The 17,615-nt window shown below is 32.2% G+C and carries 13 protein-coding genes and 1 riboswitch; of the genes, 12 read left to right on the top strand and 1 reads right to left on the bottom strand.

What is annotated here, in order from left to right:
• Position 1 precedes the first annotated feature (1 nt).
• On the top strand, positions 2 to 859 hold the full coding sequence (locus CLAU_RS09115; protein WP_013240638.1) for an NAD(P)/FAD-dependent oxidoreductase: 858 nt from the start codon (positions 2 to 4) through the stop codon (positions 857 to 859).
• A gap of 44 nt (positions 860 to 903) precedes the next feature.
• Here CLAU_RS09115 and CLAU_RS09110 read toward each other — a convergent pair whose 3' ends face one another.
• Positions 904 to 1,428, bottom strand: coding sequence for a cell wall hydrolase (locus CLAU_RS09110; RefSeq protein WP_013240637.1), 525 nt, complete (start codon positions 1,426 to 1,428; stop codon positions 904 to 906).
• Between the two features lie 2 nt (positions 1,429 to 1,430).
• A riboswitch (cyclic di-AMP (ydaO/yuaA leader) is annotated at positions 1,431 to 1,558 on the bottom strand.
• A gap of 133 nt (positions 1,559 to 1,691) precedes the next feature.
• Here CLAU_RS09110 and cdaA point away from each other — a divergent pair.
• The 11 genes from cdaA to CLAU_RS09055 all read left to right on the top strand — a co-directional run bounded on the left by cdaA (position 1,692) and on the right by CLAU_RS09055 (position 17,536).
• Positions 1,692 to 2,543, top strand: coding sequence for a diadenylate cyclase CdaA (cdaA, locus tag CLAU_RS09105; RefSeq protein WP_023162482.1), 852 nt, complete (start codon positions 1,692 to 1,694; stop codon positions 2,541 to 2,543).
• Positions 2,510 to 3,766 (top strand): CdaR family protein, encoded by a 1,257-nt coding sequence (locus CLAU_RS09100; RefSeq protein WP_013240635.1) that lies wholly within the window; start codon positions 2,510 to 2,512, stop codon positions 3,764 to 3,766. The genes cdaA and CLAU_RS09100 overlap by 34 nt, the downstream gene beginning before the upstream one ends.
• Positions 3,756 to 5,354, top strand: a complete 1,599-nt coding sequence (locus CLAU_RS09095; protein WP_013240634.1) for an NAD(P)/FAD-dependent oxidoreductase — start codon at positions 3,756 to 3,758, stop codon at positions 5,352 to 5,354. The genes CLAU_RS09100 and CLAU_RS09095 overlap by 11 nt, the downstream gene beginning before the upstream one ends.
• A gap of 310 nt (positions 5,355 to 5,664) precedes the next feature.
• Positions 5,665 to 7,014, top strand: a complete 1,350-nt coding sequence (glmM, locus tag CLAU_RS09090) for a phosphoglucosamine mutase (protein ID WP_013240633.1) — start codon at positions 5,665 to 5,667, stop codon at positions 7,012 to 7,014.
• A 128-nt stretch (positions 7,015 to 7,142) separates the two neighbouring features.
• Complete coding sequence (locus tag CLAU_RS09085) at positions 7,143 to 7,337, top strand: DUF4177 domain-containing protein (protein WP_013240632.1); 195 nt, start codon at positions 7,143 to 7,145, stop codon at positions 7,335 to 7,337.
• 555 nt (positions 7,338 to 7,892) lie between these two features.
• Positions 7,893 to 9,719 carry a glutamine--fructose-6-phosphate transaminase (isomerizing) gene (gene glmS, locus CLAU_RS09080; RefSeq protein ID WP_013240631.1) on the top strand — a complete coding sequence of 609 codons (1,827 nt, stop codon included), beginning with the start codon at positions 7,893 to 7,895 and terminating at the stop codon, positions 9,717 to 9,719.
• A gap of 978 nt (positions 9,720 to 10,697) precedes the next feature.
• Entirely contained in the window at positions 10,698 to 12,512 is a 1,815-nt protein-coding gene (locus CLAU_RS09075) for a sigma-54 interaction domain-containing protein (protein ID WP_013240630.1), read from the top strand.
• Between the two features lie 176 nt (positions 12,513 to 12,688).
• Entirely contained in the window at positions 12,689 to 13,063 is a 375-nt protein-coding gene (locus tag CLAU_RS09070; RefSeq protein WP_013240626.1) for a RidA family protein, read from the top strand.
• A gap of 618 nt (positions 13,064 to 13,681) precedes the next feature.
• A complete protein-coding gene (locus CLAU_RS09065) occupies positions 13,682 to 14,941 on the top strand; it encodes a threonine synthase (RefSeq protein ID WP_013240625.1) in 1,260 nt (419 codons plus the stop codon).
• Positions 14,942 to 14,991: 50 nt separating this feature from the next.
• On the top strand, positions 14,992 to 16,449 hold the full coding sequence (locus CLAU_RS09060) for a Na+/H+ antiporter NhaC family protein (RefSeq protein WP_013240624.1): 1,458 nt from the start codon (positions 14,992 to 14,994) through the stop codon (positions 16,447 to 16,449).
• A gap of 439 nt (positions 16,450 to 16,888) precedes the next feature.
• Positions 16,889 to 17,536: a trimeric intracellular cation channel family protein gene (locus tag CLAU_RS09055; protein ID WP_013240623.1), complete on the top strand. Its 648-nt coding sequence runs from the start codon at positions 16,889 to 16,891 to the stop codon at positions 17,534 to 17,536.
• Positions 17,537 to 17,615 lie beyond the last annotated feature (79 nt).

Below are 17,615 nucleotides of genomic sequence, written 5' to 3'. Positions count from 1 at the left end.
CATGGACACTAGATATGATATTGCTATAGTAGGCAGTGGCCCTGCGGGACTGTCAGCAGCAATTAATGCAAAAATAAGAAATAAAAATATAATTGTTTTTGGAAGCAGCGAGCTCAGTGGCAAATTAATAAAAGCACCTAAAATAGATAATTACCTAGGGCTTCCTGGTATAACAGGAATACAGTTAAAAGATAGATTTCAGCAGCATGTGGCAAACATGGGGATAAATATAACTTATGAAAGAATAAATACTATATATGCTATGGGACAGTATTTTGGTGTTGCTGTAAATGAAAAAATGTATGAAGCAAGTGCAGTTATATTGGCAACTGGCATTGAATATACAAAAGCATTAAAGGGGGAAGAAGAATTCCTAGGGAGAGGAGTCGGATATTGTGCTACCTGTGATGCGCCTCTTTATAGAGGAAAGGTTGTTACTATAATAGGGTATAATAAAGAAGCTGAAGCAGAAGCCAATTATGTAAATGAACTGTCTAAAAAAACATACTATATACCAATGTATAAAGAAAGCTTAAATTTAAGTGAAAATATAGAAGTAGTAAGAGATAAGGTCGTAGAGATATCTGGAGGAAATAAAGTAGAAAAGGTAATTTTGAAAAGTAAGGAAATAGTTACAGATGGAGTGTTTGTTTTAAAAGATAGCATAGCACCAGATAAATTGGTACCGGGACTTATTATGGAAAATGGACATATAAAAGTAGATATGGATATGAAGACTAATATTGAAGGTTGTTTTGCAGCAGGAGATTGTGTGGGGAGACCTTATCAGTATATGAAAGCCGCAGGACAGGGACAGGTAGCAGCACTAAATGCTGTCTTTTACATTGATAAAAATTAATTAAAAAATCCCCCTCATCTTAAAAAAAGATGAGGGGGATTTTTTTAATTAGCTACAAAAAATACATGATGCCCTATAGTTCTCATATTTCTTTTATCTATGTTTTTCATCCATTGAGATGTGGCTATTTGGGGATTATAAAAGAAAATAGATTTACCTGAAGGATCTATACCTTTTAGAGCCTGAGAAACTGCACTATAACTGCTTTCATTTGGAGATACATTTATAGTACCATTTTTGACACAGGAAAAAGCACCCCTCTGTTTTATAACACCTTCTACTGTCTTTGGAAACTCAGGGTATTTTAATCTGTTTAGTATTACGGAAGCTACTGCTACCTGCCCTTCAAATGGTTCTGAATTGCTTTCAGCATAAACAACTTTAGCCATTAAATCAACATCATTTTGAGTTATATATATCTTTTGATCAGAGTAATTAAACACTTGCACGACTTCTTCTTGACCATTAAATAAATTGGAACTGGTACTGTCTAAATTCTTTGCAGTTACTTTAGAAAAAGGAATAAGTAACAGTAAAGAAAACAGTATTAAACAAAAAATTTTTTTCAATCTAATCCTCTCCTTATTACCGACGGGGTTAGCTGACGGGTTCGGTAAAGGCATAACCTACGTAAATACGATTCACCCCAATGTTACTGGTTTCCCCGCGTTTTTAGTAAAACTTAGGCTAATGATATTGTACCCATATAAAAAAATAAAATACGATAAAAATGTATTTTATTAAAATTTTATAAAATAATTTATTACGTGATATAAACAATATCAAATAGTGTATAATTTAAATATATATTTATTGACAGGTGGTGAGATGGGTGGAATTATTGCAAATGACAGCTAATTCAATAAGAAATATAAGTATATCCTCCGTTATGGATATACTAGTAGTATCATATATACTCTATAAAGGATACATGCTTATAAAAGAAACTAGAGCTGAACAGCTTTTAAAGGGAATTATTCTTATAATATTTCTTATACCAATAAGCAGCTTTTTTAATTTAACTATGCTCAATTGGATACTTACCAAGACTTTGACCATAGGCGTCCTTTCTATTGTTATTATATTTCAACCGGAAATTCGTCGGGCACTGGAGCAGTTAGGAAGAACCGCTTTTAATGATAAGCATATTTTAGAAGACGAAGAGACTATGGAAAAGGTTATAACAGAAATTACAAATTCAGTAGGCAATTTATCTGAAAGCAAAACAGGGGCACTTATTGTAATAGAACAAGTTACTGGACTCGGAGATATAATAAATACCGGTACTAAGATAGATGCTTTGGTATCATCTGCTCTTCTAGAAAACATATTTGTAGTAAATACTCCACTGCATGATGGGGCAACTGTAATAAGAAATAATAGAATAGTTTCAGCAGGATGTTTTTTGCCGCTTACTAGTAATAACGATTTAAACAAAAAGTTAGGCACAAGACATAGGGCTGCAATTGGTATATCAGAGAATTCCGATGCACTTATCATAGTGGTTTCAGAAGAGACTGGTACTATTTCTCTTGCCATGAATGGAAAAATTACAAGGAATTATACAAAGGATAGGTTGAAAAAAGTTCTTATAAATATAATGAAAAATAGATTTCAGAAAAAGAGTACATGGAGAGAGAGGGTGATTGGGTGGAAAGAAAAAATAAAAGGAACCAAATCCTAGTAAAAATATGCTGTGTAATAGCGTCATTTATTCTATGGCTGTACATATTCAACGTAGAAGATCCTATGAGGGAAAGAAAGATTGTGGTACCTGTTACTATAGTGAATAAAGATGCACTTGCTCAATCGAAACTTGTACAAATAGATAATCAATCCGCTAGTATATCTCTTTTAATAAAGGGCAATGCTTCCAATGTATATTCAGTAAAACCATCAGATTTTAAATTACAATCAGATTTAAATGCTTATGTTATGAAAAAAGGGGAAAATAATATACCTGTAGAAGTAAAGAAAAGCCCTGATAACATAAGTATATTAAATAATGAAAATTTGTGGATAAAGGTACAACTTGATGAATTAAAACAGAAAAGTGTGCCTGTAAGAATAGGAGTAGTAGGTAAACCAAAAGAAGGATACTATGCATTAGATCCTGTCTTAAATACAGATAAAGTGGAAATAAGCGGAGCAGCAGATGCGGTAAATAGTGTAAAGTATGCTGCAGCCACATGTGATGTAAAATATGCTGGAAGTGATGTAAATACATCTGTTAAACTTCAGGCTCAGGACTCATTTGGAAATGTGGTAAAGGATGTTACAATAAGTCCCTCTCCTATTAAAGTTACTGTACCAATAGGAAAAGTAAAGACTGTACCTATAAACGTAAAAATTCAAGGAAATACAGGAAATGGATCAGTTCCTAATTCAATAGTAAGTAATCCAGATAAAGTAGATGTATCTGGGGATGAAAATGTAATAAAGGGTATAAGTAGTTTAGATACAGAGCCAGTTGATTTAAGTAAAATTGGTAGTTCAAGTAGTATAGAAGTTAAGTTAGTAGTACCTAAAGGGGTAAAATTAGTTAATAACGCAGGAACGGTAGAATTGAGGGTAAATATAAATAATGAGGCTGCGGCTTCTTCCGATAAAAGTGGCCAAAAGACAATGAATCTTAATATACAGGTTAGAAATTTAAATGCCGGGTATACGGCTAGCTTAGGCAGTAACAGTGTATCTGCAGTATTTAATGGACCTACTAATAATATAAATAGTCTAAATGGAAATAATATAAGTTGTTTTGTGGATGCAAGTTCTTTATCAGAAGGCACTCATACGGTAAATGTAGTTGTATCTATGCCTCAGGGAGTGTCTTTAGTATCACAAGACCCACAAAAAATTAGCATAGAAATTAAGAAAAAAACGTCGGAGGGACAAAATGGCAATTAGAATAAATAATTTAAGCATAAACATAGATGAAAGTATAGATGAATTAAAAAATAAAGCTGCAAAAAAGCTTAAAATAAGTGAGAAGGATATTAAGAGGTTTAAAATACTTCGAGAATCTCTGGATGCCAGAAGGAAAAACAATATAAGGTTTAACTACTCTGTTGAATTAACCTGTGATGGAGAAAGAAAAATTGTATCAAAAATTAGAGATGGGAATATAAAGATAGAAGAAGAGGTAGTAGAAGAAAAATTAGTTTTAGGTACAAAAAAAATGAAATACCGACCTATAGTTGTTGGCATGGGACCTGCAGGTATGTTTGCAGGTCTCTTGCTGGCGGAAAATGGTTATAGGCCAATCATAATAGAACGGGGACAAAAAGTTGAAGATAGAACAAAAACTGTAGATGAATTCTGGAAAAGTGGAAAGTTAAATTTAGAATCCAATATACAGTTTGGAGAAGGTGGAGCAGGGACATTTTCAGATGGAAAATTAACTACCAGGATAAAAGATGAGAGATGCCAATTTATATTGAAAGTTTTTGCAAAGTATGGAGCTCCAGAAGAGATTATTTATAATGGAAAGCCCCATTTGGGAACGGATAATTTGAAAATAATCGTAAAGAATATAAGAAATAGAATACTTGAACTGGGCGGAGATATACTATTTGATAGTAAGTTGGATAATTTAATAATAGAGCATAAAAAATTAAAGGCAGTATTAGTAAATGGAAATGAGATAGGCTGTGACAATTTAATATTAGCTATAGGACATAGTGCAAGAGATACCTATGAAATGATATTAAAAAAAGATGTTGTGGTAGAACCTAAGGCATTTGCTATAGGAGTTAGAGTAGAACATTCCCAGCATATGATAAATGTAAATCAATATGGGAAATTTGCAGACCATCCTAAATTAAAAACTGCAGATTATAGGCTAGCTTATAATAGTAAAGAGGGAAGAGGAGTCTACAGTTTTTGCATGTGCCCCGGAGGGGAAGTAATTGCGGCAGCTTCAGAGGAAAATAGGCTTGTAACAAATGGAATGAGTTACTATAAAAGAGATTTTGAAAATGCAAATTCTGCAGTAGTTGTAACTGTAGGAGAAAAGGATTTTGAAGGAAATTCCCCTTTAAAAGGAATGGAATTTCAGAGGCATTATGAGAACCTGGCCTATAAGTTAGGAGGAGGCAATTATGCTGCTCCAGTACAGTTAATTAAAGATTTTTTAAATGATACAGTTTCAAATAAAGTTGGAGAAGTAAAACCTACTTACAAACCTGGATATGAATTTAGAGATCTTAGAAAGTGTTTGCCATCCGCTGTTTCATCTGCATTAAAAGAAGGATTTATTGATTTCGAAAAAAAGATAAAAGGGTTTTCTAAAGGGGATGGTGTAATGACAGCCATTGAAAGTAGAACCTCATCTCCAATAAGAATGATGAGAAACAGCAACTTTGAGAGTGTATCTTTAGAAGGGTTATATCCTTGTGGAGAAGGTGCAGGTTTTGCAGGAGGTATAATATCAGCGGCAGTAGATGGATTAAAAACTGCAGAGAGTATAATACAAAAATACAGTCCACTTTTATAAATATAATTAACTCAACTTTTGCATATATACTTGACTTAATATGAAAACTTTGCAAAATAATTTTTCAGAGGACAATTGACAGAGGACAGAGGACAATGAAGGTGAGTTTTCCTCCCTACGTCAGAAAACTAATTTATTTTTAAGCTTGTTTTGCTAAAGCAAAACATCGCTAAAAATTGCGTTGTGGAAAAATTTTTAATGTAATATAATAAAAGATGAATATTTTCAAAGTAAGAGAGGAGCACAGATTTTAGATTTAGTGTGATAACCTATAGAAAAATTAACTTTTAATAAGAGAGGTATTAATAATATGCAGAGAATGTTTGGAACTGATGGAGTAAGAGGAATTGCAAACAAGGAGTTAACTGCAGAACTAGCATATAAATTAGGACGGGCAGGAGCATATGTGCTTACAGAAACGGCACATAAACCAAAGATATTAGTTGGAATGGATACAAGAATATCTGGAGATATGCTAGAAAGTGCCCTGGTTTCGGGTATACTTTCTGTAGGAGCAGAAGCTGTTTGTGTAGGTGTAATACCAACTCCAGCAGTTGCTTATTTGACTAGAAAATATAAAATGGATGCAGGGGTAGTTATATCTGCTTCACACAATCCTGTAGAGTATAATGGAATAAAATTTTTTAATAGTGAGGGATATAAACTCTCAGATGAATTAGAAGATAGGATACAGAAAGTAATTGAAAGTAATTTTAAAGATGTATCTATGCCTATTGGAGCTGAAATTGGAAGAAAGGTAGTGGAAACAGGAGAAGCACTAAAAGACTATGTAGAATTTACAAAATCCACTATAGATATAGATTTAAAAGGATTAAAGGTAGTTTTAGATTGTGCAAATGGAGCATCCTACGTAACTTCTGTGAAGGCTTTTGAGGAATTGGGAGCTGAAGTGAAAGTTATAAATAATGAGCCTGATGGAATAAATATAAATAGAAAATGTGGTTCAACTCACCCTGAAGAACTTATGCAAACTGTAGTAAAAGAAGGTTATGATTTAGGACTTGCCTTTGATGGAGATGCAGATAGATGTCTTGCAGTGGATGAAAAGGGAAATCTCATAAATGGAGATTTTATAATGGCTATAATAGGAAAACATTTAAAAGATGAAGGAAAACTTTATAAAAATGTGGTAGTAGTTACTGTAATGAGTAATCTTGGACTTGATATAGCACTCAAAAAAGAGCAAATGAGTACTGTAAAGACTAAAGTTGGAGACAGGTATGTGCTTGAAGAAATGAAAAAACAAGGCTATAAATTAGGTGGGGAACAGTCAGGTCATATAATTATGCTGGATTACAATACTACAGGAGATGGGCTTGTAACAGCACTGCAAATAGCTTCTATAGTAAAAAAGACTGGAAAGAAGTTATCTGAATGTGCTTCTATGATGAAAAATTTACCTCAAGTACTTGCAAATGCTAATGTTCCAAATGATAAAAAGAATATATATGCAGAAGATGAAGAAATAATATCTGAGATAAAGAAGATAGAAGAAAAATTAGATGGTTGTGGAAGAGTGCTTATAAGACCTTCGGGAACGGAACCATTAGTAAGAGTTATGTTAGAAGGTCAAAATCAAAGTGAAATAGATAAAATTGCGCATAAATTGGCTGAACTTATTGAATCAAAAGTGAATTAAAAATATAAAAGTGCACTGTAATTGAATTTAACAGTGCATTTCTTATTTGTAAAAATTAAATGTTTTAAATATATTAGAAATTGGACACTCTAATAATTGAGATATAAATTATTAGAGGAGTGAGTCCAATGTCGTGGCAATATAGAATATTTACAGTGGAGCGTTTTTTAAATTCAACTGATAATTTAAACTTAGAAGAAAAATTAAATAAGTATGGTAAGGAAGATTGGGAACTTACAGGAGTTTTACAAAGACATTATGCTACACTTGGAAATCAAGATAAATTAGAAGATGATTTAATAGTGTTTAAAAAACACAGTTAAAAAAAGCCGCCTTTAAAGTAAAATTTAAAGGCGGCTTATTATATATTTGCAATTTTGAGGGTATATAGCACATTTCAATCTCAATTCCATAATATGAAAATAAGAACAAAAAGTTAATTTTAGCTATCTAGTTGACATAAAATAAGATTAAAGAATATAATAGATTGACAGGTTTTTAATACTGTTATATTTTAAAAAGAAGGTGGTTGAATTTAAGAAAAATGTGAATATAAAGCGCCAGAGCTCAAGGCTTAACTTAAACAACACTTTGAGCTGACGAGGATGGGGAGTATCGAATCTTCGGCGGGTGCCCCACGGTATCGCACTACCGTTAACAACTGATAAAACCAGGAAGTGATTTCTGATACAACATCAGTTTGGTGTTAAAACCTTTAATAGGAATCAAAATATATGATTCCAAAAATATATTTACCTGTAAAATTTTAATAACAATGCAGGTTTTATTTGCTTATGAAATTTTTTATCAATAAAGTTGCAGTGTTTTATAGGTAGATTATAATTTATTATATTAAAATGTGAAAGGAAGAATTGATTATGTGCGGAATTGTTGGATTTGTTGGAAAGAAACAAGCATCATCTATTTTGGTTGAAGGATTGAGCAAACTTGAGTACAGAGGTTATGACTCTGCAGGTGTTGCCATAATAGATAATGATCATATCAATGTAGTAAAATGTAAAGGAAGGCTTAAAAACCTTGAAAATAAATTGTCAGAACATCCTCTAAAAGGAATAGTAGGTATAGGTCACACAAGGTGGGCAACTCATGGAAAACCATCTGATCTAAATGCTCATCCCCATAACAGCCAGGATGGAACTATAAGCGTAGTTCACAATGGTATAATAGAAAATTATGTACAACTTAGAGAATGGCTCACTTCAAAGGGATACAAATTTGTATCTGAAACTGATACTGAAGTTATTCCACAGCTCATAGAATATTTTTACAAAGGGGATATAGTTGAAGCAGTTATGCGTGCAATATCTAAGATAAAGGGAAGTTATGCTGTAGGAGTTATCTGCTCAAAAGAACCTGGAAAATTAGTAGCAGTAAGAAAGGACAGCCCTCTTATAGTAGGACTTGGAAAAGATGAGTATTATATAGCATCAGATATACCTGCTGTATTAAATCATACTAGAGATATATACCTTTTAAATGACAATGAATTTGTTGTCATAACTAAAGATGGTGTAAAACTTTTATCAGAAGATAAAAAAGAAATAAAGAGGGATGTATACCACGTTACATGGAGCGCAAATGCAGCTGAAAAGGGTGGATTTGACCATTTCATGATGAAGGAAATACACGAACAGCCAAAGGCAATTAAAGATACAATGACATCAAGAATTATGCCGGGAAAGCCTATAACGTTAGATGATATAAAGATAACTAAAGAGCAAATTAAAAATATAAATAAAATATATATAGTAGCTTGTGGAACTGCTTACCATGCAGGAATAGTTGGAAAATATGTAATAGAAAAATTGGTTAGAATGCCTGTAGAAGTAGATATTGCTTCAGAGTTTAGATATAGGAATCCTATAATAGACGAAAAAACACTTATGATAATTATAAGCCAGTCTGGAGAAACAGCAGATACTTTAGCAGCTTTGAGAGAAGCAAAAGCACAAGGTGCTAGAGTAATAGCTGTAACAAATGTAGTGGGAAGTTCTGTATCCAGAGAAGCAGATGACGTGCTTTACACTTGGGCTGGACCTGAAATAGCAGTTGCATCCACAAAAGCTTATGTAACTCAGCTTATTGCAATGTATATAATTGCATTGTTCTTTGCGCAAAGCAAGGGAACTATAAGTGAAGAAAAGATGGAAGAACTAAAAAATGAGATGCTTACACTTCCTATTAAGGCAGAAAAAGTTCTTTCAAATAAGGACATTATACAGGAAGCCGCAGAAAAGATTTATAAAGAGCAGGACGTATTTTTCCTTGGAAGAGGATTGGATTATGCCGTTGCATTAGAAGGTTCTTTAAAGCTTAAAGAAATATCTTATATTCATTCTGAAGCTTATGCTGGTGGAGAATTAAAGCATGGACCTATAGCTCTTATTGAGGATGGAACTGTAGTAATTGTAGGAGCTACTCAAGGATATTTAGTTGAGAAGATGATAAGTAATATTAAGGAAGTAACTACAAGGGGAGCTAACGTATTGGCTTTTGCTTTTGAAGGCAGTGACGAAGTTAGCAAAGCAGTTGATTCTATAATATATCTTCCAAAGGTAAATGATATATTTGCACCAGTACTTTCCGTAATTCCTCTGCAGCTTTTAGCATATTATATTTCTATAAAGAAAGGCTGCGATGTGGATAAGCCTAGGAACTTGGCCAAGTCAGTTACGGTAGAATAGATAATTAGGTAGTGAAAAGATATTTTGTAGTTGTCTAAAAAAGTTATGTATTGATTAAAAAAGTCTTAAACTGATCAAGAATAGATTTTCTAAAAAAGTTTTAAACTAGATATAATGTCATTAAAATATTAAATATGGAACATTAGGATGTAGAACTCAATATACTTAGAAAGTTAAGTATATTGAGTTTTTACTCTATAGGGGTGTTTTGTATAAAAAATGTTTGAAACTATAAATAATATCGGGAACTATAAATAAAGTTGGAAACTAAAATAGTGCTAAATGTTTAACAATAATAGTGTTGATGATATTTAAAAATTTTAAATTAAGTATTATTTATAGTTAGTATAGAGAATATTTAAATATAGAACTTGATATACTCAAGAATTAAGTATATCAAGTTCTTATTTTATATGGTGAAATCATGAATTTTTTGAAAATCAATAGATACAAGATATTGTATAAAATGATATAATCTACTCATAAGTTAATTCGCAAAGGTAAATTATTATTCACAAACAGGTTTTATTAAAATGACAATTTTAGAGTCACTTTGGAAAGATAATATCCAAAAGCAAATGAAAATATACTAAATAGCCTGATAGAAAAGTGTCAACAATGTAGTAAATGATGACGATAATTTGTGCTAAATTTATAAGGAGTATTTACGGCGGAAGTTTATTTTGTAGAAGAAATGATTACTTTAAATCTATCCACACTATCCTGTTTTAATTTATTGGTAACATGCGAATAAGTCTCCATAGTTATTGACAAAATATTTGTAAATGAAAGCTGTTTGTATGATATCATAGAGATGTAAATCCTTTTTTAGTGGAGTGCTTAAGTATTTTTTTACAATTAAATGCTAACATAAGCTGTGAGAAATAATTTGTTCTTGTAACAAAGATCCTATATTTGTAAGAGTATGCGTTTTTACAAACATCGAAAATTGAATTTTGATTGAGGTGAAATAGTTTGGTGAATGATTTTTATGAATTTGCCCAACAGTGCGCAGAAGCAATATCTAATGCTTTGGAAGTTGATACTGTTATTGTAAACAGAGAATTAATTAGAATTGCGGCCGCTGGTAAATACAAAAGTAGAGCTAGAACAAAAATACCATCATACTATCATTTATCTGAAATGATTAGAACAGGAAAAGAATTTGTACAAGAGACCTCCAAAAGTGAAGTATGCGCTGAATGCCCTGAGAAGAATATATGTAAAGAAAAAGTGAATATTGGCGTACCGATAATGGATGAAAAAAATTTGTTGGGTGGTATAGGGCTAACTTTTATTACAGAGAAGCAGTTAGAAACTTTTATTAGTAAGAGAGAGTCTTTAATTAAGTTTGTTAGAAATATAGCCGAATTATTGGCTTCTAAGATTAAGGAATATGAGATTGTAAGAAGATTAGAACTTAATAATAGTCAATTAAATGCAATCTTCTCATCTATTAATGATGGTATATTAATTACAGACGTTGATGGTAATATTGTGAACTGCAGTGATTCTATATTTAAATTAGTAAAAGTGTCAAAAAAAACTCTGATAGGACAAAATGTTAAAGATGTTTTTGAAAAATTTGATATGAAATACACAAATGAAAAGCAAAAGACCACAAAGTTAAACGAAATTAAACTTAAGAATAGGAAAGAAATCCTATTGTGCTCAATAAGCCAAATAGAGGCTAATAATGCGGTTAATGGCAAAATTATTCTTTTGATGGAGCCTAAAAATATTGAAACTGCAATCTATAGAAGAATCCATGAACAGAGAATATTTAAATTTGATGATATGATAGGTCAATCTCAAGCATTTTGCGAATCTGTCAATCTTGGAAAGAAAATAGCTGGTTTTGACTCAAATGTATTAATATTAGGAGAAAGCGGTACTGGAAAAGAGCTATTTGCTAGAGCTATACATTACAATATTGGGGAAAATAGATCACAATTTATAGCTATAAATTGTGCTGCAATTCCTGAAGCATTACTTGAATCGGAATTATTCGGATATGAGGAAGGTGCTTTCACAGGCGCTAAGCAGTCAGGAAAACCAGGGAAATTTGAACTTGCAAATGGAGGAACGATTTTTCTTGATGAAATAGGGGATATGCCTCTTCATCTTCAAGCTAAGCTGCTAAGAGTTTTGCAAGAACAGGTAGTAGAAAGAATAGGAGGAATAAGAGCAATCCCAATAAAAGCAAGAGTAATTTCAGCAACAAATAAAAATCTAAAAAAGATGATAGAGAATAAGGAGTTTAGGGAAGATTTATATTACAGACTAAATGTTTTTGAAATAACTATTCCACCTTTAAGAGAAAGAAAAGATGACATACCTCTTTTGGTTAATCACTTTATTGCTAAGTACTGTGATAAACTGCAAATTACTGAAAAGAAGATAGAAGATGAAGCAATGACAGCGTTAATCAATTATGAATGGAAGGGCAACGTTAGAGAACTTGAAAACACTATTGAATATTTGTGCTGCATTAGTTCAAATGAAATAATATCTTTTAATGATGTCAAAGGGAAAATACAAGTCAATGGTAATGAAAATATAAAAAATTCAAAAAAAGCTACTGAGGTAAATAAATTAAATGAACATGTACTGGAAAATGAAGAAGTCATGACTATTAAAGATTTGGAAAAGAGAGAAATAAAGAAAGCATTAGCCAAATATGGACATACAAAAGAAGGAAAGACTGATGCTGCAAAAGCATTAGGTATCAGTAGAGCCACATTATATAGAAAACTTAAAGAATATAATATAAAATCTCAAAATGCGAACTAATTCTCAAGTTAAGATTTAAAGTTCTTAAATTGAGACCTTCGAAGGGCTTTTTTAGAAAATACTTTGCAAAATACATAAAAAATAGAGCAATATCTATTGGCATGGATATTGCTCTATTTTTTTAGTGAGTGATATATCATAAACTAAACAATAGTTAAATAAAGAGGAGGAATATCATGAATAATATCATAACAAAGAACGCACCAGCAGCAATTGGACCTTATTCACAGGGGATCATCCATGGAGATTTAATTTTCGTATCTGGACAACTTCCAATTAATCCAACAACGGGGAATTTATTAGAAGGTAATATTAGGGATATGACAAGACAATGCATGGACAATATTTCAGCTATTTTAAAAGAAGCCCAAAGTGATATAAATAAAATCGTAAAAACCACTATTTTTGTAGCAGATTTAAATGATTTTGCAGAAGTGAATGAAGAATACGCTACATTTTTTGAAAATGTATCGCCAGCACGATCTTGTGTTCAAGTAGCAGCACTTCCGAAGGGAGCACGTATAGAGATAGAGGCAATTGCTAGAAAGTAGGTATAGAAAATATCAAGTCCAACTAACAAATGTCAATAAAAAATAATTGTTGTTTTTATGAGCCTAAAAAAGGGTAACTTTAATAAGCCTTTTGACTAACTATCAAAAAAGTTATTTTTATGGAATTATACTAAGCAGCGAAGCCATATTTCGCTTTGCGATAATTCCTTTGGTGTTCTTCTGGGGTGATGATTTCAAATGCTTTTTCATCACAGAGAATGGCAAATACAATATAGCAAACTTTATGGATAACAGCTCTAGGAGCCACCATTTTAGGCTTGCTCTTACATTTTAAAAGATAGTAGTCTCGAAGTATAGAATTTTTGGTAGAACCATCGTTACTTTTACTAATACTGATTAAGGCCATGGAGTGAATGACTTTTTCAGCAATTTTTGAAAAGCTTTTCGAATATTAGGAAAATACCATTCGAAGTTCACCTTGAAGATTATACTTTATGAAAAGTATGGAGTCTATCATGAACCGTCAGACATATTAAATTATACAAATAACATCTGATTAAAGGAAGAAATCCTTCTTCCGTTATTTATTTTAGAAATTTATTAAGAAAAGAATAGTCCTTAGTGGCTATATCATTATTATACTTAGGAGGAATTTTTATGTATACAGGAAAATCAAAGTGCTTAAATTGCGGGCACATTTTTGAAGATGAATCAATATTTGAGGGATGCCCATTCTGTAAAACTGACTCTTTTGTTTCTAATATAACACCTATTTATGATCTCCCTAAAACTAATGGAACAAAGCAGGAATTTAATAATATTTTTTCTGGTAAAGGAATCGAAAAATATATTCCTGTTCTACCATTTAAGGCCGGTACAAATTTAGTTTCTTTAAATGAAGGGAATACACCTCTTACATATTTAAATTCAATCAGCAACGAATTGAATATAAAGTTATATGCGAAAGATGAAACGAGAAATCCAACTTGGGGACACAAGGATAGACTAAATGTAATTCTTATTAATAAAGCACTAGAAAAGAAGGCTCCGGGGGTAATTTATGCATCTACTGGCAATAACGGAGCATCTGGCTCAGCTTATGCAGCAAAAGCAGGCTTGCCATGCATTATTTTAACTGTAAAAGGTGTTAATAAGACGTTGGATACTTTTATGCAGGCATATGGAGCTTGTGTGGTTGGAGTAAAAACTACTTCAGATCGATGGAACATCTTAAAAGAATGTGTTGATAAGTTTGGATGGTATCCTGCAACTAATTATACAGTTCCAATCGTAGGTAGTAATCCTTGGGCTATTGAAGGTTACAAAATTATTGCTTATGAACTCTTTCTTGATATGGAAGAACTACCAGATAAAATTGTAGTACCTATTTGTTATGGAGATGCATTATTTGGTATAAATAAAGGTTTTGAAGAATTAATGAACATGGGATTTATTCAAAAAATGCCACAGATGGTTGCTGTAGAAGATTATGGACCAATCCATAATGCGATTAAAGAAAACTCTAAAATCATTAAACCTATTAAAGGATGGGGAAGTATTGCATCATCTATGTCAACTGTTTATGGAACTTATCATTCTCTTTATACCGTGCGCAATTACAATGGATTAACAGCTGTTATGGATAACAATGAACAAATTTCTTCAGCTCAGTTAGAGCTTGCCCAAAAGGAAGGACTTTACTGTGAATCTGCATCTGCGACAACTTTGGTTGGTGTAAAGAAGTTACTTGCATCTGGACAAATAAAGAGTGGGGATAAAGTTGTGATGCTGATAACAGCAAGCGGAGTAAAAGATACGGCAAATACTTCTAAATATGTGGGTGAAGTACCTGAGTGTGAAGCAAACATGGAAGAGTTCAGCAAACTTTTGCAGAAAAAGTATGATATAACTCTTTAAAATGATATTATGTAGTATTTATAATTAAATAAAAGGTGGGTGTCAACTTTATGGAAGGAAAAAAAAATCAGAATAAAAAACGCGAAATGTCCGTTGGTGTGGCAGTTTTAATATTCGTATTAGTGGCTGGAGCAATTGCTGTACAAAAGGCCGTGTTTCAAGGTGACATGGGATCCATGTTTTTTATTTGTTGGTTATTCCTAATACCAATTGGAGTATTCTTTGGATATGACAGTAATGAACTTACTAAGTCTTCTTTCAATTTTATACAAAAAGCTATTCCTGCCATTTTTATCTTGCTGGCAGCTGGATCGCTTATAGGAACTTGGATTGCGGCTGGTACAACTCCCGCAGTTATCTATTATGGTATTAAAATAATTAATCCAAAAGTTTTCCTTGTTACGACATTGCTATTGTCCTCAGCTCTCTCCATGTTTACTGGGTCTGCCTATGGAACAATGGGAACAGTTGGAGTTGCAATGATGGGTATTGGTTCTGGTCTTAATGTTCCACCTGCAATCACTGCTGGTGCAGTTATTTGCGGAGCTTATTTTGGGAATAGATTATCTCCAATGGCGGATACCACAATTCTTGCATCTACAACTACAGGAATAAATATTTTTAAATATATTAAATTTGCATTGAACGATCAAGTGCCAGCTTATCTGATTACAGTCATTTTCTTTCTAGTAATTGGTTTCAGGTATGGGGGAAGTATAGATCCAGGTACAACAAGAGAGATTGTGACAGGGCTGCAATCAAATTTTCATCTTGGAATTATTACACTTACTCCGTTGGTTATAACAGGTATTTTGTTGGCGAAAAAGCAACCTGCTTTAATAGCAATATTGTCAGGTTCAGTTTCAGCAATCTTTGTTTCTATTTTTTATCAAGGGGTTCCAGTTGCAAGAGCATTTAATATATTTTATAGCGGATATAGTTTGGAAACTCAAAGTAAAGTTATGCAAACTCTCTTAAATCGCGGAGGAATTGACAGCATGTGGTCGTTGGCAGGAATCACCTTGTTTGGCTTTGCGGTTGCTGGGATGCTACAACATATGAAGGTACTGGAAACGATTGCCGAGGCAATGGTAAAACGAGTACATACTACTGTAGGACTAACATTTATTACCCTTTTATTGGGATTCCTTGGAAACGCCATTGCTTTAAGTCAGAACTTCGCAATTGTAATGACAGGAACTTTAATGGCTCCGATATATAAAAGATATAATCTTCAAGTATTATGTTGTTGCAGAGATGTAGAGGCTGGAGGAACATATGGAGCATTATTTTTTCCATGGAATTCTAATACGGTCTTTGCTGCATCAGTTCTGGGAGTTTCTGCGGGAGCATTCATTCCATACCTTATACTTTTGTACATTACACCTATAATTATAATAGGCTATGCAATAACAAATTTTAAAATGCTAAAAATTTATTCTGATGAAAAATATGTAGACGTTTCAGAACGTTTAAAAAGTGATCCGGATCCGGATATAATAATTTAAGATGTAGTAAGCCTGTAACAAATAATTCGTTTTAGTATATGCGGATTCTTATATGACAGTTATCTCAAAATAAGTTTTTCGAATAGCCACCTAAATTTAAGGTGCTTTTAAATAATTGTTAAGAGATTTTGTTTGTTAGCATATGGCTTGAATTATTGCATTTTGCTTCTATAATCAAGTCTAATTAATAATTACTCTATAGGCCCTCTTGATAGAAGGGGGATAAATTCAAAAAGATATTAGCTGTTTTATTTAAGATTAAAAATATAACTTATATAAAGTTTGGTGACATCATATATGATCATCAGACTTTATATAAGTTATATTCCTTTTATGCCATACAAGATTGGATTTTAGTGTCCAATTTTGTATAGATTTTTTTAACTTTTAATTCCTAAAATATAATTTTTACAAATAAGACAATAAAAGAGGTGTGCAGATGTTTTTAATAAATTCTTTTGAAATAATAGGCACTATTGCCTTTGCTATTTCAGGTGCTTTAACTGGAATTGAAAAAAAGCTTGATTTATTCGGTATTATTTTTTTGGCTATTACAACAGCTGTAGGAGGTGGAATATTTAGAGATATAATAATAGGACGAACGCCTCCAGATGCCTTTGTAGATCCCACATCTTGTATAATAAGTATTGTAACTGCACTTATAGTGTTTTTATTTTATGAAAAAATAAACAAGTTTAAAAACATAATAATAATATCAGATGCCTTAGGGCTTGGAATTTTTACATTGGTTGGTTGTAATACTGCAATTGTACATGGTGCAAATAGTGCTTTTATAGTAATTGCTATGGGGCTGATAACAGGAGTTGGGGGAGGGATGTTAAGGGATGTTTTTGCTAAAAATGTTCCATTCATTTTTAAAAAAGAAATTTATGCCATGGCGTCAATAACAGGGGCTTTATGTTTCTATTATATCCATAGATATTTTCCAGAGATAATATCTTTATATATTTGTTGTGCAATTATATTTATTATAAGAATTTTATCACTAATATATAAGTTAAATCTGCCTGTAAGTAAATTTAGCACAAATAGTAACTTTGTAAAAAGTGAAATTACGCCCCATTAAGTATTAGTAGGATTATTTCATCTTAAATATAATTAATCTAACTTCACTTCTAAGCTCATTTATGTCACATTTTATTGTA

The sequence above is a fragment of the Clostridium autoethanogenum DSM 10061 genome (assembly GCF_001484725.1).
Lineage (GTDB): Bacteria > Bacillota > Clostridia > Clostridiales > Clostridiaceae > Clostridium_B > Clostridium_B ljungdahlii.
The sequence above is the reverse complement of the archived record's forward strand: the minus strand, read 5'-3'. Positions and strand labels throughout refer to the sequence as shown.